The following is a 13,944-nucleotide window of genomic DNA, read 5'->3' on the forward strand; positions in this document are numbered from 1 at the left end:
CGGAAGTCGGCTGCGTCCGCGGTCACGCGAGTCTCCGGTCAGGCGCGGACGTGGAAACTGACCAGCCAGTCCTCCCGGGTCTCACCGTCGATTTCCAACCGCCACGCGTAACGACCCGGCGGCAGCACCAGACCCGGGCCGATCGTCACGACCACCGGAACGTCGATCGTGATGCCTTCCGGCGCCCCCGGCGGACGTTGCACGCGGAATGCCTGCTGGTGAACCAGCGGCTGCGGATTCTCCGGCGCGCCGGCCAGCACGGCCCGCCCGTCGGCGTCCTCCAGGCTGAGCCGCAGCAGGTGGTCTTCACCGGTCCGATGCCACGGCACGTGCACGAGGACCACGACAGCCTGCCCAGGCAGCGCGCCGGTGGGACCGGCGCCGACCACAGTCCAGCCAGCGCCGAGCATGTGCACTTTGCCGGCCGGATCCACCTCGGCGGCGTCGCACAACAGCAGGGTCGCGTGCATCATGGCTCCGGGCGCAGAATAGCCACGCATTCCACGTGGTGGGTCTGAGGGAAGATATCGAACGCCCGCACCGAGACCGCCTGGTAGCCCGCCTCGCTGAAGACGGCGAGATCACGGGCCAATGCCGCGGGATCGCAGGCGACGTACCCGATCGCCCGGGGCCGGAGTGCGCAGATGCGCCGCGCATTCGGCGGCCCGAGACCGGTCCGCGGCGGATCGGCGACGACGATATCGAACCGCTCCCCTCGGTCGGCCGCCGCGGCAAGGAACTCCGCAACGTCCGCCCGGCGAACCTCGACGGTATCGAACTCGGCGAGGTTGACGGACGCATCAGCGGCTGCGCCGCGATCGCCCTCGACCGCGACGACCCGACCCGAAGACCCGACCGACTCCGCGAGGAATGCGGCAAAGAGCCCGGCGCCAGCGTACAAGTCGAGCACCCGCTCGCCGGGAGCCGGCGTCACGCCCGACACGATCGCCCCGATCAGCAGGTCGGCCGCCGCCGGGTGCACCTGCCAGAACGTCGTCGGCCGGAGGCGGAACCGGCGGCCCCGGACCACTTCGATCAACCGACGGTCGCCGATCAGCCGCCGGCGGCCGTCCGACCGGGTCACGAGCACGCTGTGCGAGCCCGTTGCGACGCCGACCGCCGCCTCGACCGCCCGGGCCGCCGGCCACCGCCGTCCTTCGATGTCGAGCGCCTCAACCGCCGGGTGCGCGATGGCGCACCTCTCGACCGGAAGGACGGCGTGCGACCGCCAGGGATGGAAACCGGCCCGGCCCTGGTCGTCGACCGCGAACTGGACGCGGGTCCGCCACCCGAGGTCGGTGCCGGTCGGCTCGACGGCCACCTCTCTCTGCAGGCCGGCAAGCCGGGTGAGCTGCTCGCCAACGACGGTCGACTTGAGCTGCCGCTGGTACGCGGCCTCGGCGTGCTGCCAATCACAGCCCCCGCAGCCGCCGGGAATTGCGTACGGACAGGCCGGAGCAACGCGGTGCGGCGACGGGTCCAGGACGTCGATCACGTCAGCCCGGGCGAATCGCGACCGGACGTCGATGAGGCGCGCGACGACCCGTTCGCCGGGCAGCGTGTGCCGGACGAAGACCACGCGCCCCTGATGGCGGGCGACGCAGACCCCGCCGTGAGCGACCGGACCGATCGTGAGCTCGAGGCGGTCTCCGACAGCGCTCACGATTCGGGCGGGCCGGGACGAGTCGGAAGCTCCACCGGGGGCCTGCCGTCGGCCGGTAGGTCGGTGGGCGATGCGGTGGCCGTGTGCCACCAGGTCGCGGCGTCCTCCAGTTGCGCCGTCAGCCGTTCCGACGACTTGAGCTGGTACGGCACGCTCACCACCATCACCCCCGGGGTGAAGAGCAACCGGCCCTTGAGACGCAACGCGGTCTGATTGTGCAGAAGCTGCTCCCACCACCGGCCGACGATGTATTCGGGGATGAACACGGTGATGACGTCCCGCGGGCTGCGGCGCCGGATGCTCCGTAGATATTCCACGATGGGCCGGGTGATTTCGCGGTACGGCGAGGCAAGCACTTTGAGCGGCACGGGAATGCCCCGCTGCTCCCACTCCTGAACAAGCGCCGCAGTCTCTTCGGGATCGACGTCGACGATGACCGCCTCCAGGACCGACGGGCGGGTCGCCCGCGCATAGGCAAGAGCCCGCAGCGCCGGCTTGTGCAGCTTCGACAGCAGCACGATCGCGTGCACCCGCGCCGGCAGCGCCGTTTCGGCGTCCAGATTCGCGAAGAGCTCCCGGCTCACCGCGTCGTAATGACCGCGGATGCCGCGCATCGTCAGGAAAATCACCGACATCGCGGCGACCGAAATCCACGCCCCGGCGAGGAATTTGGTGACGAGCACGACGAAGAGCACGATCCCGGTCATCGTGGCGCCGAACGCGTTGATGGCGCGAGAGCGAATCATCCGGCGCCGTTCCGCCGCGTCCGTGACCGTGCGCAAGTGCCGGTTCCAATGCCGCACCATGCCGATCTGGCTCGCGGTGAACGACACGAACACGCCGACGATGTACAGCTGAATGAGCCGGGTGGTCTGCGCGTCGAAGACGACGATGAGCAGGACGGCGAACCCAGCCAGCAAGATGATGCCGTTGCTGAATGCCAGCCGGTCCCCACGGTTCTGCAACTGCCGGGGCAAATACCCGTGTTTGGCGAGGATCGACCCAAGCACCGGGAAACCGTTGAACGCGGTGTTGGCCGCCATTACGAGGACGACGCCCGTCGCGGTCGCGACGAAATAGAAGCCCGGCGAAAATCCGCTGAACGCCGCCTTGGCCAGTTGGCTGATGATCGGATCCTGCCGGGCGGCGAAGCGGTGAACGTCGGTGATCCGAGCCAGCACGACGACCGAGAACATCATGGTGACGGCGATGGTCCCGAGCAGGAGCAGCGTCGTGGCGGCGTTCTTGGACTTCGGTTCGCGGAAATTCGGTACGCCGTTGGAAATCGCTTCGACACCGGTGAGCGCGGCGCTGCCCGAAGAGAAAGCCTTGAGGATGAGGAACGCCCCCAGCAGGCCGGTCAGACCGTGCGGAAATTCCGTCGACGGCGGCACGGGTATCCGCGCCGTCTCCGCCTGCGGCAGGGTGCCGAGCGCGGCCCGGACGAAGCCGACCAGCGCCATGCCTAGGACACCGATCATGTACGCGTACGTCGGAATGGCGAATGCCGTACCGGATTCCCGTATCCCCCGCAGGTTCATGGCCATCAGAACGACGACAAGGCCGACAGCCAGCGCCGCCGTATGCCCCTTGAGCAAAGGAATCGCCGAGGCGGCGTAGTCAGCCCCGGAGGAGATGGAGACGGCGACGGTCAGCACGTAGTCGACCATCAGCGCGCTTGCCACCACCAACCCGACGGTCGCGCCGAGGTTGTGGCTGGTGACCTCGTAGTCGCCGCCGCCGTTCGGGTAGGCCCGGACGGTCTGTCGATAGGACGCGACGACAGTCACCATGACCACCGCCACCGCAATCGCGATCTTCCACGAGAAGGCGTACGCCGCGAAGCCGGCCGCCGAGAGGGTCAGGAAGATTTCATCGGGTGCGTACGCGACTGAGGAGAGTGCGTCGCTGGCGAAGACGGGCAGCGCGATCCGCTTCGGCAGCAGGGTTTCGCCGAGCCGGTCACTGCGGAGGGCACGGCCGACGAGGAGCCGTTTGAGGACGCCGCCGGGAAAGGGCACGCGGACGATGGTAGCGAGCGGTCTCCGCGCGCAGTGCGCGGCAGCTCCAGAACATCGGGGTCTTGCCGACCTCCGGCCCAGCGCGTGCCACGATGGACCCGGTTCGCGACACGCCGGCACCCCGAAGGAGTCCACCATGTCAGGCGGCCATCCGATGACGGTCGACGGCGGCGGCGCAACGGCACCCGTGAGCGCGGGTTGCGTCATCCGACCTGTGAGCGCGGGTTGCGCCATCCTGAAAGAGAGCACCGGAAAGTAGGCGACAAGACACCGTGCACGTGGTAATCCTCGGGTGCGGCCGGGTAGGCGCCACCCTCGCCAACAGCCTGGAACGGCTGGGTCACTCGGTCGCCATCATCGACCAGGACGCCCACGCTTTTCGCCGATTGCCGCCGGATTTCCGCGGGCGGAAAGTCCACGGTTTCGGCTTGCACCGAAGCGTGCTCGAAGAATCCGGCATCCGGCACGCGAGCGCATTCGCCGCCGTGAGCAACGGCGACAACTCGAACATCATTTCGGCCCGGTTGGCGCGTGAGGTCTTCGGCGTCGAGAACGTGGTCGCCCGCATCTACGACATCCGGCGCGCCGAGATTTACCAGCGGCTCGGCATTCCTACCGTCGCGACGGTCAAGTGGACCGCCGACCAGATCCTGCGCCGACTGCTGCCCTCCGGTCTGCAGACCGTGTGGCGGGACCCGACCGGCACGATGGCGCTCGGCGAAGTCCACGTCGATCCCTCGTGGATCGGCCGTCCGCTGACCGAATTGGAAGGGGCCGCCGGCGCCCGGATCGCATTTGTCACCCGATTCGGCGCCGGGGTTCTGCCGACGCCGGAGACCGTGCTGCAAGAGGGCGACCTCGTCTACCTGCTGGCCCCGGAGACCCACCTCCGCGAGGCGGCCGAGATCCTGGGCCGGCCACGGGAAGCAGAGCGGGAACATGCGTAATCGTCCGCAGGCCAGCGCAGGGCGTAATCGTCCGCACGCCAACGCCGGGCAGAATCGCCCACACACCAACCCAGAACCGAGGTGTCCCCGATGCGAGTAGCGATTGCCGGCGCGGGAGCTGTCGGCCGGTCCATCGCCGCGGAACTGGTGGAGAACGGCCACGAAGTACTCCTCATCGACAAGGACAGCAAGGCCATCGACGTCGACGCCATCCCCCGCGCGGAGTGGATGCTCGCCGACGCGTGCGAAATCGCCAGCCTCGACGAAGTCGGACTCGACCGGTGCCATGTCGTGGTCGCCGCCACCGGCGACGACAAGGTGAATCTGGTGGTGTCACTGCTGGCGAAGACGGAGTACGGCGTCCCCCGGGTGGTTGCGCGCGTCAACGACCCGGTCAATGAATGGCTCTTTGACGAGTCCTGGGGGGTGGATGTCGCGGTGTCCACCCCGCGTCTGCTCTCCGCACTGGTCGAGGAAGCCGTGAGCGTTGGAGATCTCGTACGGCTCATGACCTTCCGCCGCGGCCAGGCGAACCTCGTCGAGTGGACCCTGCCGCCAAGCGCACCGTTGATCGGCAAGAGGGTCGGCTCCGTTTCGTGGCCGCCGGACACCGCGCTCGTCGTCATCCTCCGCGACGGACGGGTCATCGTACCCAGCCCGGACGATCCACTCGAGGGCGGCGACGAGCTGCTCTTCGTCGCCGCCCCGGAAGTGGAGGAACAGCTCCGTGCCTTGCTGCTCCGTGGTTCGCAGCCCCCGTCCGACCAGGCGGCCGCCGCCGGCGCACGGTAAGCGTCACCGTCGCGTGCGCCACACCGCCGCTCGTCGGCACGTCGTGCTGATCAGCTGCGGAGTGCGTGCGCGGAGAGCAATTCGTACCGCGGATTGAAGATCACTCGACGGCCGTCCTCGCGACGGGTGATCCGCCCTTCGACTTTCAGACTCCGCCCCGGCTCGATGCCCGGGATACGCCGCCGTCCGATCCAGACGATGTCCACACTGCCCGTACCGTCCCACAGCTCGGCTTGCAGCGCGGGTGCCTGCCCTTGCGGCTGAATGGTCACTGTCCGGAGCATGCCGACGAGGGTCACCGGAACCCGGTCCGGAGAGTCCCCGACGGGGGTGCAACCGGTTTCCCGGGCCAGTTCCTGATGCTCCTCGGCGTCCAGCTCCAACTCCGAGCTGGTCAAACGGTGCAGCACGCGGCGCAGGAGACCGCCGTCCCGATCATTCCGTGTTCCCATCAGGTATCAAGCCTACGCGCCCGCTGCGGACAGTCTCCGCAGGGTGAGATCGTTGATCGCGACAGTGCCTCACGCCTAGACATGCGGGGTGGGCGGCAGCCGAAGCGGCAGCGGATCCCGCGGCGCCATCGGTTCACCGCCCCGGACGACGACCACCCGCAGGACCAGCTGTTCCAGCAAATCCGCGGCACTCCGGTCGGTCGCCGCCGGTCCGCTGAACGTTGCCCGCAAGAACCATCGCGGACCGTCAAAACCAACGAACCGCACAGGCTGGGTCACCTCGCGGCCCTCCGGAGTCACCTGCCGGACGGTCGCAGCCAGTTCCGGTCCGAACGGGCCGGTGACCTCGCGGGCCGACCCACCGCCCTGCCGGACCAGTTCGGCGATTTCCCGCCGGACGTCGTCCCAGACCCCTTCCCCCCGCGGCGCGGCGAATGGGATGAGCTGTACGCCACCACGCGGTGACACGAGGCTGACGGCGATCGGCTGACGCTGCTCGTTCAGCTCGACCCGCACCTCGACACCGGGGACGACCGGGACCCGGAGCGCGCCGAGATCCAGCCGGGTGAGGGTGGCGTCGGCGTCCGGCCCCACTTCGCCGGCGTCCAACGGACGGCGCATCGCATCGGGCGAGGTGGACGCTGTCCGCGCGTCGGACGAGCCGGCCGGTTCGCCGTCGGCCGGCCGTTCATCGGCCACCTCATCGCCCGGCTCAAGACTCGCCTCGAGATCCGGTTCGTCGCGGCGTCGCCGGAACAGCGCCATCAGAGTCCTCCCGATGGGACCACGGTTGGGTCCGCTACGGAGCGGCGATCCTGGAATCCGCCGGTCGAACCGTGCCCGTCGGTGCCACGCTCCGAGCCCGGCAGGACCTCCGCTTCGACGAACCGGGCACGTTCGACCCGCTGGATCACCAGCTGGGCAATCCGATCACCGCGGCGCAGCTGGATCGCCTCCCGTGGATCGAGATTGACCACGATCACCTTGATTTCCCCGCGGTACCCCGCGTCGATCGTGCCTGGAGCGTTCACCAGTCCGAGGCCGCAGCGGGCGGCCAACCCGGACCGCGGATGCACGAACGCGGCGTACCCGTCGGGAAGGGCAATCGCGATCCCGGTGGGGACGACGGCACGCTCGCCGGGTGCCAGTGCCACGTCGATCGTCGTGACCAGGTCCGCGCCGGCGTCCCCCGGGTGGGCGTACGCCGGAAGCGGAACCTCAGGGTCCAGCCGCTGGATCAGGACCGGAAGCACATCAGGAGACGGGCTCGGCTCATCCATCCTCCGGGTCCTCCTTCGCACCGTCGCATCACGCTCGACACCGCCGCGCTGCTGACCTGTTGCCGCGCTGCTGGCCTGCCGCCGCGAGAGCCGACGCTGACCGGTCTGCGCGGCCTGCAGCACACCCGGTGCCACGGCGCTCCTGCCGCTGCAGCGCACCCGGCGGCCGGCGCCGCTCGTAGCCTAGGGAGCATGCCGGGCGAGTTCGCTTCCGACCCCGCTGCCGACGGCCGGCAGCATGCGCCACCCGGCGACGAGAGCCTGCGGTATCGAGAGCACCGACGGGTGCCGTGGTGGTGGTGGCTTGTCGGAGCGCTCTTCGTCGTACCAAGCGTGGAGATTGTCGTCGTCTTCGGCCCGGAGTTCTCGCGCCGGCCCACCGTCGGCATGGCCGTCGGCGGCCTCGTCGCGTCGTTTCTGCTGTTGGTTGTGATCTTCGGGACGGCGTCCCGCTCCACGATCGACGTCACTGCCGCCGGCCTGCGGGTCGGCCGGTCCACGCTCCCGGCCGCGCACATCGGCCGGGTCCGGGTGTTGGACCGGAACGCAATGCGGCTGATCACCGGCCCGCAGGCCCGCGCGGACGCCGTCCTTCGGCTCCTGCCGTGGCTGCACGAGGCGGTACAGATCGAAACGCCCGGCCGGCCGGAGCCGTATTGGGTCGTCGCAACGAAGCGACCCGCGGCGTTGGCTGCAGCACTGACGCAGGTTCAGGCGGCCGCGCACTCCCGGCAGATCATCTGATTGCCGTCGCTGATCGCCAGCTGGCTGCGGTGATGAACGAGGAAGCACCGGGTGCAGGTGAACTCGTCGGCCTGCCGAGGCAGCACCCGGACGGTGAGCTCTTCGTTCGAAAGATCCGCGCCAGGAAGCTCAAATGACTCGGCCAGTTCGGCCTCGTCACCTTCGTACAGGCCGGTCTGCCGGTCGGCGCGCCGGGCCTTGAGCTCTTCCAGGCTGTCCTCGCCGAGGTCGTCGTCGACCTTACGAGGGGTGTCGTAGTCGGTCGCCATAGCGGTCGTCCTCGCTTCTTTGGTCGTCTCGTGCCTACCGTGATGAGACGGTGGCGCGCAATGTAACGCCGAAACGGCTCGGGTTGTGCCCGATCCGAGGGGCAGATTCTGCCACGACTTCGCCGCCGACGGCGACTCGCCGCGCACTCCACACCTGCGTGAGACCGGTCACAGTCCGCTGGCCGGCGCGGATATGATCGCCGGGACTCATCGGACGGTTGCCTGTCTTCCTGAGAAAAGTCGCTGGTTTTCTGCAAAAATCTACGCAAAGTAGCTGAGTGGCGACGCACTGTCGTGCGTCTCGACCTCATCGGCGCCCAGCGCCGCCAGCAGCTCCTGCAGCGCGTCGAAGATCCCTGGGGTGGCGGCCAGCACGAGCCGATTGGACGGCGGCGCGCCACGGAGGCCGGCGACCCGGGCGCCGGCTTCGGCGGCGATGAGACCCGCTGCGGCGAAATCCCAGAGGTTGAGACCCTGCTCAAAATACGCGTCGAACCGGCCGCAGGCCACCGCACACAGGTCCAGCGCTGCGGAACCCAACCGACGAATGTCGCGGACGACGGGAAGGACGCCGGTCAGCACCTCCGCCTGCCGGGCGCGTCGGGAGGCCGCATACCCGAATCCGGTGCCCACCAACGCCTGCCCCAGCTCATGACACTCCCGGACCTGGACCGGCCGGTCGCCCAACCGGGCGCCCTCGCCACGGATCGCGGTGAAGAGCTCGTCCTTGCAAGGGTCGAAGACCACCCCTGCGACGATCACGCCGTCCACCTCAACGGCGATCGACACCGCCCACTGCGGGATGCCGTACAGGTAATTGACGGTGCCGTCGATGGGATCCACGATCCACCGGACACCGCCGGCTCCCGATGCGGCACCGCCCCCGCCCTCCTCGCCGAGGATGTCATCCGCGGGACGCCTTTCGTGAATGCGCCGGCGGATTAGCTGCTCGGCGGCGGTGTCCATTTCGGTGACCACGTCGGTCGGGCTCGACTTTGTCGCGATTTCCAGGGCGTGGTCCGATCCGGTGCGCAGAAATTCCCCGGCCTCCCGGGCGACGGCCACCGCGAGGGCGGCAAGCTCGGCGACGTCCGCGCCCATCGCCGTCACACCAACTCCGGACGCCGCCAGGGCAGGCCGCGGACGTAGTGGTCCAGAAATGCGAGTACCGTCGCGTACCAGGCCTTGACGTTTCCGGGTTTGAGAATCCAGTGATTTTCGTCCGGGAAATAGAGGAATTTCGCGTCACAACCGTGCCACACCAAGTCGGCCCACAATTTGAGGCCCTCCGCGATCGGCACTCGATAATCCTTGTCACCGTGAATCACGAGCATCGGTGTGCGGATCGCCGCGATGTGTCGATGCGGACTGTTCCGCTCGTAACGCTCAGGTTCGTGCACCGGATGACCCCATTCCCGGAGCCACTCCCCCGCGTGATCGGTGACGCCGGTGAAATAATCCAGCGCCCACAGGCTCGCATGGCTGACGATCGCCTTGAATCGGTCGGTGTGCCCGGCGATCCAGTTGGCCATGAATCCGCCGTAGGAACCGCCCATTGCCGCGATCCGGGTTTCATCAATGTCAGCGCGGGCCGCCGCCGCATCGGTGATGGTCATGAGGTCCGCGAATGGCACCGGACCCCAGTCGCGCCACGCTCGGGTGATGAATTCTTGCCCATAGCCTTGCGACAACCCGGGATCGGGGAGCAGCACCGCATAGCCGCGCGCCGCGAGCAACCAAGGATTCCACCGCCAACTCCAGGAATTCCAACTCATGAGCGGGCCGCCGTGAATCCATAATGCCAGCGGGGCTGGGTGCTCAGCGGTTGCTCCGTCCGGAAGGACGAGCCAGGCCCGCAACGGCACACCGTCGACGGCGGTCGCGGTAATCTCGGTCACCCGGCCGGGATAACTCAGTATTTCGCCCGGTGCGGGAATTTCCATCGGTTTCTGGTCGACGGCATCGACCTCCAGCCGCACCGGCCGCGGCGGCTCGTCGATTCGACTCCGCAACGCATAGAGGTATTTGCCGTCCGGCGAGACGTTCACCTCCGAGTACGCGCCGTCCGATGCAAGCCGGCGCACCTGTCCGGTGGCGATGTCGACGCGAAAGACCGGACAGCGCCCCTGCTCATCGGCAACAAAGAAAACGGCGCTGCCGTCGGCGGAGAACCGGGGATTTGCTGGCCAGTAAGGAAACTCCGGCGCCAACGGCGTCACCGCGCCGCTGTGAAGATCAACGAGGCGGAGGCTGCACCGTGGCGGGTGGTCACGGTCGCCTTCCTCCTCGCAGACGCAGACCACGTACCGGCCGTCCGGAGAGATCGCCGGCTGATCGAAGTTCTGCTTCACCGGTTCCGCGGTCGCGGCGAGCAGAACGCGTCGCTCCCCGCTGGTGGTGTCGATGGCCACCAGGGATACCCCTTCGACACCGCGACCGAGCGGGGTCCGCCAGCCGCAGACCGCGATCCGGCCGTCGTCGCTGACCGCCAGGCCGACCTCGTCGAGCGCCCGCCCAGGGTCCGGGGTGAGGTCGTGCAACCGACCGGAAACAGGCTGGGCCGAAGACACGGCCGTCCCGTCGAGATCGACACGAAGCAGCCGGGGAAAGTCGGGACCAATGTCCCGATCCCAGTGCCGTACCGGCGCTGATTCGTGCAGGACGGCGGAGACCCCCGCCTCACGGCGGGCTTTGCGCCGGGCGGCGTCCTCCTCGTACGGACCCGGCAGTGCGGGCGCCACGACCAGGACGACGCCGGCCGCCCGGGCGGCGAGCACCTTGGTGATGCCGGCCGACGGCGCGGCCACCTGATACGCCTCACCACCGGAAGCCGGCAATCGCCACAGCCCAGCTGTCGTCTCGGTCTCCGCACTCCCCGGTGACGGTGACGGACTGGACCGCTTGGAGACGAAGAGCAGGTCGCCGTCCGCGGTGAAGGCCGGCTGGGTCTCACCTTCCGCGGAGAAGGTGAGCCGACGCGGCGGCGCCTCCCCGGCGGGATCGACCTCCCAGAGCGCAGACACGTAAGCGGAATTGTCCGCCGCCGGGGTCTGAACGACGCAGACCAGCCGGCGGCCGTCCGGCGCGAGGATGAGACCGGCGACCCGTGGGATGGCCACGTAGCGGTCGAGGTCGGCGAAGGGGTGGGCGGCGTCGGAATCGGTTGGTTTGGCGCGCACCTCACCGTCGGGGGGAAGTTGTGCGGGCATATGCCGACGATATCCGCGTGACTGATCCGGCAGGGCAGCGGCGGGCGGGAGCGCCGGGCGTTCCGCCCAAACCCGCCTAGGCCGGATGCGAGCGGGCGAAGCGGCAGCAGTTGTCCGGGCAGACGTCGTGAGCCGGGCTAGTTGGGCCGAGAGCGCGAGGTGCGGCGCGGCCGAGCCGTTCGAGAGCGAGCTCGCGGATCATCGCGACGAACCGCGGATCCGTCCCTGGGGTGGCGGCCCGGGCAAACCGGACGCCGAGGCGGGCTGCCAGCTCGGCCGCTTCGGTGTCCAGGTCGTAACGCACTTCCATGTGGTCGCTGACGAACCCGATCGGCACGACCACAACGGCCGGCGCGCCGTCCTCGGCCAATTCGGTGAGCACCTGCCCGATCTCCGGCTCCAGCCACGGCACGGACGGCGATCCGCTCCGGCTGCAGTACGCAAGCCGCGACGGATGGCTGCCGTCCAGCGCCTCGTGCACCAGCCGTGCGGCCTCGGCGACCTGCCGCGCATACATGCCGCCAGCCGGGCCGCTCGCGGCATTCATCGCCTCGGGAATCGAATGGGCGACATACACGATCGGCGCGCCGGCCCGTACCTCAGGAGGCAGCGTCGCCAGCGCCGATTGGGTCGCATCCCGGAACGGTTCGATGAACCCCGGATGGTTGAAGTACTGCCGCAGCCGGTCGATCCGCGGCGCCCGCGGACCGACCCGCCGGCGGGCCGCTTCGATCGCGTCCAGATACTGCCGGCAACTGGAGAAGCCGGCGTACGCCGAGGTGAGAAAGGCAAGCGCCCGCTCGATCCCGTCGTCCCGCATCTGAGCGACGACGTCGGCCAACCAAGGCTGCCAATGCCGGTTCGCCCAGTAGACGGCAAGGTTCACACCGGTTGCGGCGAAGTCCGCCCGGACCGCGGCCAGCAGGGCCCTGTTCTGCGCGTTGATCGGGCTGATTCCGCCGAAGTGGTAGTAATGTTGGGCGACTTCGGCGAGCCGCTCTTCCGGTACGCCGCGTCCCGCCGTAACGTCTCGCAGAAACGGCATGACGTCGTCCGGGCCCTCCGGTCCGCCGAAAGAGACGATGAGCAACGCGTCGTACGTGGGCGGTTCGGTCTGCGAGGTGGTCACGGCCACGATCCTGCCTGGTGGCTGTTCCCGGCGATTCAGGGGTATCGCCTGGGCAGGCCGGCCGGCGGCGGTAGGGTCCAGGGCAGGGCGGGCGGTGTGACCGGGACGACACATCGAGACGTGACGGAAGGCGACCCACGCACGAGAGCGGGACGAGGGGAATGGCGGAGCTGCGGTTAATCGGCGTAAGCGCGGACGGGCGATCACTCAGCTTGATCGACACCCACGGGAACGAGCACCGTCTGACCATCGATGACCGCCTTCGCGCCGCCGTCAACGGGCAACTCTCCCGGCTCGGTCAGCTCACGATGGCGCTGGAGAGCCGCATCTCGCCGCGCGAGATCCAGGAACGGATCCGTGCCGGGGAGTCCGCGGAAGAGGTGGCGGGTTCGGCCGGAGTTCCGCTGGAGCGCGTGCTGCGGTTCGTTGGGCCCGTCTTGCAGGAGCGTGAGCACGTCGCGGAGCGGGCACGCCGGGCGCGGATCGCCGTGCCTTCCGGGCCGAGCGTGCTCCTCGCCGACGTCGTCGAGCGGCACGCCATCCGGCAGGGCATGAGCCCCGAGGATGTCGTCTGGGATTCGGCCCGCCGGCCCGACCATACCTGGGAGGTACGCATCCGGTGGCCGGACGGCGCGACCGCCGCATGGGAATTGGATTTTGCGCACCAGCACGCCTCGCCGATCGATGGGTTGGCCAAGCGCCTCTCCGGCGGTGAGGAAGAGCCCCCGGCTGAGCAGAGCGCTACCGTGCATCGGCTGATGCGGGTCGTGCCCACACCCGACGACGTTGACCCGCTGCACCCTCGCGGAACGACAGAATCGACGGTGCTCCCTCAGGCAGCCGTTCCGGCTGCGCCGCCTCAGGCAACGGTCCCGGCGAGCTCGTCCACGGGCGCTCGGCCGGCGGCCGAGATGGCCTCGGCGCAACCGGTGACGGCGAGTGCGGCCTCGGCCAAGAGTGCCCCGTCCGACGAACCGATGCGCGACCCGACGGCGGCGGATGCCCAGCCTACGGCCACGCAGCCGGCAAAACGCGGACGTACCCGCGCCCGCGTCCCGAAGTGGGACGACATCATCTTCGGCATGAAACCAAAGACCGAATAGCCGACCGCCGGCATCGGCAACCGGACCTCGTCGCTGCGGCGGCCGCTGCGTTACTGATCGAGCTGCCGCTTCCGTCGTCGGGCGGCCGCACCATCTCACTCAGGCGGCCGGACCCCGAGGCGGCCGGAAAAAATCTTCTGCTCGCCGGTATCAGGACGCCGGGCATCCGCTCTGGTAGGGCGTAACGTCCACGTGACCAAAGGCGCGCTGACGGGAGCGAGCATGCCGCAGCAGACATCCGGGGGGTGGCGTGAGGCCAACGCTGCGGATCGGGCAACGCCGAGCTCGGTTATCGACCTGATGGACGCCCGTCGGCGCGTGGTCGGGCAGATCAT

14 protein-coding genes are annotated in these 13,944 nt (G+C 68.9%); 4 read left to right on the forward strand and 10 right to left on the reverse strand.

Annotated elements, in window-relative coordinates; all coding sequences use genetic code 11:
* Window positions 1-38: 38 nt before the first annotated feature.
* The 3 genes from ACEL_RS07190 to ACEL_RS07200 are packed head-to-tail and all read right to left on the reverse strand — an operon-like array spanning window position 39 to window position 3,684.
* Window positions 39-473: a DUF6941 family protein gene (locus ACEL_RS07190; protein ID WP_041834997.1), complete on the reverse strand. Its 435-nt coding sequence runs from the start codon at window positions 471-473 to the stop codon at window positions 39-41.
* Window positions 470-1,663: a class I SAM-dependent RNA methyltransferase gene (locus ACEL_RS07195; protein WP_011720231.1), complete on the reverse strand. Its 1,194-nt coding sequence runs from the start codon at window positions 1,661-1,663 to the stop codon at window positions 470-472. The genes ACEL_RS07190 and ACEL_RS07195 overlap by 4 nt, the downstream gene beginning before the upstream one ends.
* Window positions 1,660-3,684 (reverse strand): APC family permease, encoded by a 2,025-nt coding sequence (locus ACEL_RS07200; protein WP_011720232.1) that lies wholly within the window; start codon window positions 3,682-3,684, stop codon window positions 1,660-1,662. The genes ACEL_RS07195 and ACEL_RS07200 overlap by 4 nt, the downstream gene beginning before the upstream one ends.
* Window positions 3,685-3,956: 272 nt before the next feature.
* Between ACEL_RS07200 and ACEL_RS12825 the strand changes: the two genes are divergently transcribed.
* The gene (locus ACEL_RS12825; protein WP_011720233.1) at window positions 3,957-4,631 is read left to right on the forward strand and encodes a potassium channel family protein; all 675 of its coding nucleotides are present in this window, start codon (window positions 3,957-3,959) and stop codon (window positions 4,629-4,631) included.
* 90 nt (window positions 4,632-4,721) lie between these two features.
* A complete protein-coding gene (locus tag ACEL_RS12830; RefSeq protein WP_011720234.1) occupies window positions 4,722-5,423 on the forward strand; it encodes a potassium channel family protein in 702 nt (233 codons plus the stop codon).
* Between the two features lie 50 nt (window positions 5,424-5,473).
* On the opposite strand, the gene ACEL_RS07215 is transcribed toward ACEL_RS12830, so the two are convergent.
* The 3 genes from ACEL_RS07215 to dut all read right to left on the reverse strand — a co-directional run bounded on the left by ACEL_RS07215 (window position 5,474) and on the right by dut (window position 7,155).
* Window positions 5,474-5,875: an OB-fold nucleic acid binding domain-containing protein gene (locus ACEL_RS07215; RefSeq protein WP_011720235.1), complete on the reverse strand. Its 402-nt coding sequence runs from the start codon at window positions 5,873-5,875 to the stop codon at window positions 5,474-5,476.
* Window positions 5,876-5,950: 75 nt separating this feature from the next.
* On the reverse strand, window positions 5,951-6,640 hold the full coding sequence (locus ACEL_RS07220) for a DUF3710 domain-containing protein (protein WP_011720236.1): 690 nt from the start codon (window positions 6,638-6,640) through the stop codon (window positions 5,951-5,953).
* Window positions 6,640-7,155, reverse strand: a complete 516-nt coding sequence (dut, locus tag ACEL_RS07225; protein ID WP_011720237.1) for a dUTP diphosphatase — start codon at window positions 7,153-7,155, stop codon at window positions 6,640-6,642. Before dut ends, ACEL_RS07220 begins: the two co-directional genes overlap by 1 nt.
* Window positions 7,156-7,347: 192 nt before the next feature.
* On the opposite strand from dut, the gene ACEL_RS07230 reads away from it, so the two are divergent.
* Entirely contained in the window at window positions 7,348-7,899 is a 552-nt protein-coding gene (locus ACEL_RS07230; RefSeq protein WP_011720238.1) for a DUF3093 domain-containing protein, read from the forward strand.
* Here ACEL_RS07230 and ACEL_RS07235 read toward each other — a convergent pair.
* The 4 genes from ACEL_RS07235 to ACEL_RS07250 all read right to left on the reverse strand — a co-directional run bounded on the left by ACEL_RS07235 (window position 7,866) and on the right by ACEL_RS07250 (window position 12,506).
* Window positions 7,866-8,168: a DUF4193 domain-containing protein gene (locus ACEL_RS07235; protein WP_011720239.1), complete on the reverse strand. Its 303-nt coding sequence runs from the start codon at window positions 8,166-8,168 to the stop codon at window positions 7,866-7,868. The two genes, ACEL_RS07230 and ACEL_RS07235, sit on opposite strands and share 34 nt — an antisense overlap.
* A gap of 261 nt (window positions 8,169-8,429) precedes the next feature.
* Window positions 8,430-9,269 (reverse strand): inositol monophosphatase family protein, encoded by an 840-nt coding sequence (locus tag ACEL_RS07240; RefSeq protein WP_148204678.1) that lies wholly within the window; start codon window positions 9,267-9,269, stop codon window positions 8,430-8,432.
* 5 nt (window positions 9,270-9,274) lie between these two features.
* A complete protein-coding gene (locus ACEL_RS07245) occupies window positions 9,275-11,377 on the reverse strand; it encodes a S9 family peptidase (protein ID WP_011720241.1) in 2,103 nt (700 codons plus the stop codon).
* Window positions 11,378-11,453: 76 nt separating this feature from the next.
* On the reverse strand, window positions 11,454-12,506 hold the full coding sequence (locus ACEL_RS07250) for a ferrochelatase (RefSeq protein WP_011720242.1): 1,053 nt from the start codon (window positions 12,504-12,506) through the stop codon (window positions 11,454-11,456).
* Between the two features lie 161 nt (window positions 12,507-12,667).
* Here ACEL_RS07250 and sepH point away from each other — a divergent pair, with 161 nt between their 5' ends.
* Window positions 12,668-13,609: a septation protein SepH gene (gene sepH / locus ACEL_RS11515; protein WP_011720243.1), complete on the forward strand. Its 942-nt coding sequence runs from the start codon at window positions 12,668-12,670 to the stop codon at window positions 13,607-13,609.
* Window positions 13,610-13,944: the final 335 nt, after the last annotated feature.

Origin of the sequence: Acidothermus cellulolyticus 11B, from assembly GCF_000015025.1 — a bacterium.
Classification (GTDB): domain Bacteria; phylum Actinomycetota; class Actinomycetes; order Acidothermales; family Acidothermaceae; genus Acidothermus; species Acidothermus cellulolyticus.

What these genes read in the sequence shown, in the direction of transcription:
- ACEL_RS07235 (WP_011720239.1), bottom strand. Translation starts at nt 8,168, where the DNA reads ATGGCGACCGACTACGACACCCCTCGTAAGGTCGACGACGACCTCGGC.
- ACEL_RS07230 (WP_011720238.1), top strand. Translation starts at nt 7,348, where the DNA reads ATGCCGGGCGAGTTCGCTTCCGACCCCGCTGCCGACGGCCGGCAGCAT.
- ACEL_RS07190 (WP_041834997.1), bottom strand. Translation starts at nt 473, where the DNA reads ATGATGCACGCGACCCTGCTGTTGTGCGACGCCGCCGAGGTGGATCCG.
- ACEL_RS07215 (WP_011720235.1), bottom strand. Translation starts at nt 5,875, where the DNA reads ATGGGAACACGGAATGATCGGGACGGCGGTCTCCTGCGCCGCGTGCTG.
- ACEL_RS07220 (WP_011720236.1), bottom strand. Translation starts at nt 6,640, where the DNA reads ATGGCGCTGTTCCGGCGACGCCGCGACGAACCGGATCTCGAGGCGAGT.
- ACEL_RS07240 (WP_148204678.1), bottom strand. Translation starts at nt 9,269, where the DNA reads ATGGGCGCGGACGTCGCCGAGCTTGCCGCCCTCGCGGTGGCCGTCGCC.
- ACEL_RS12830 (WP_011720234.1), top strand. Translation starts at nt 4,722, where the DNA reads ATGCGAGTAGCGATTGCCGGCGCGGGAGCTGTCGGCCGGTCCATCGCC.
- sepH (WP_011720243.1), top strand. Translation starts at nt 12,668, where the DNA reads ATGGCGGAGCTGCGGTTAATCGGCGTAAGCGCGGACGGGCGATCACTC.
- ACEL_RS07245 (WP_011720241.1), bottom strand. Translation starts at nt 11,377, where the DNA reads ATGCCCGCACAACTTCCCCCCGACGGTGAGGTGCGCGCCAAACCAACC.
- dut (WP_011720237.1), bottom strand. Translation starts at nt 7,155, where the DNA reads ATGGATGAGCCGAGCCCGTCTCCTGATGTGCTTCCGGTCCTGATCCAG.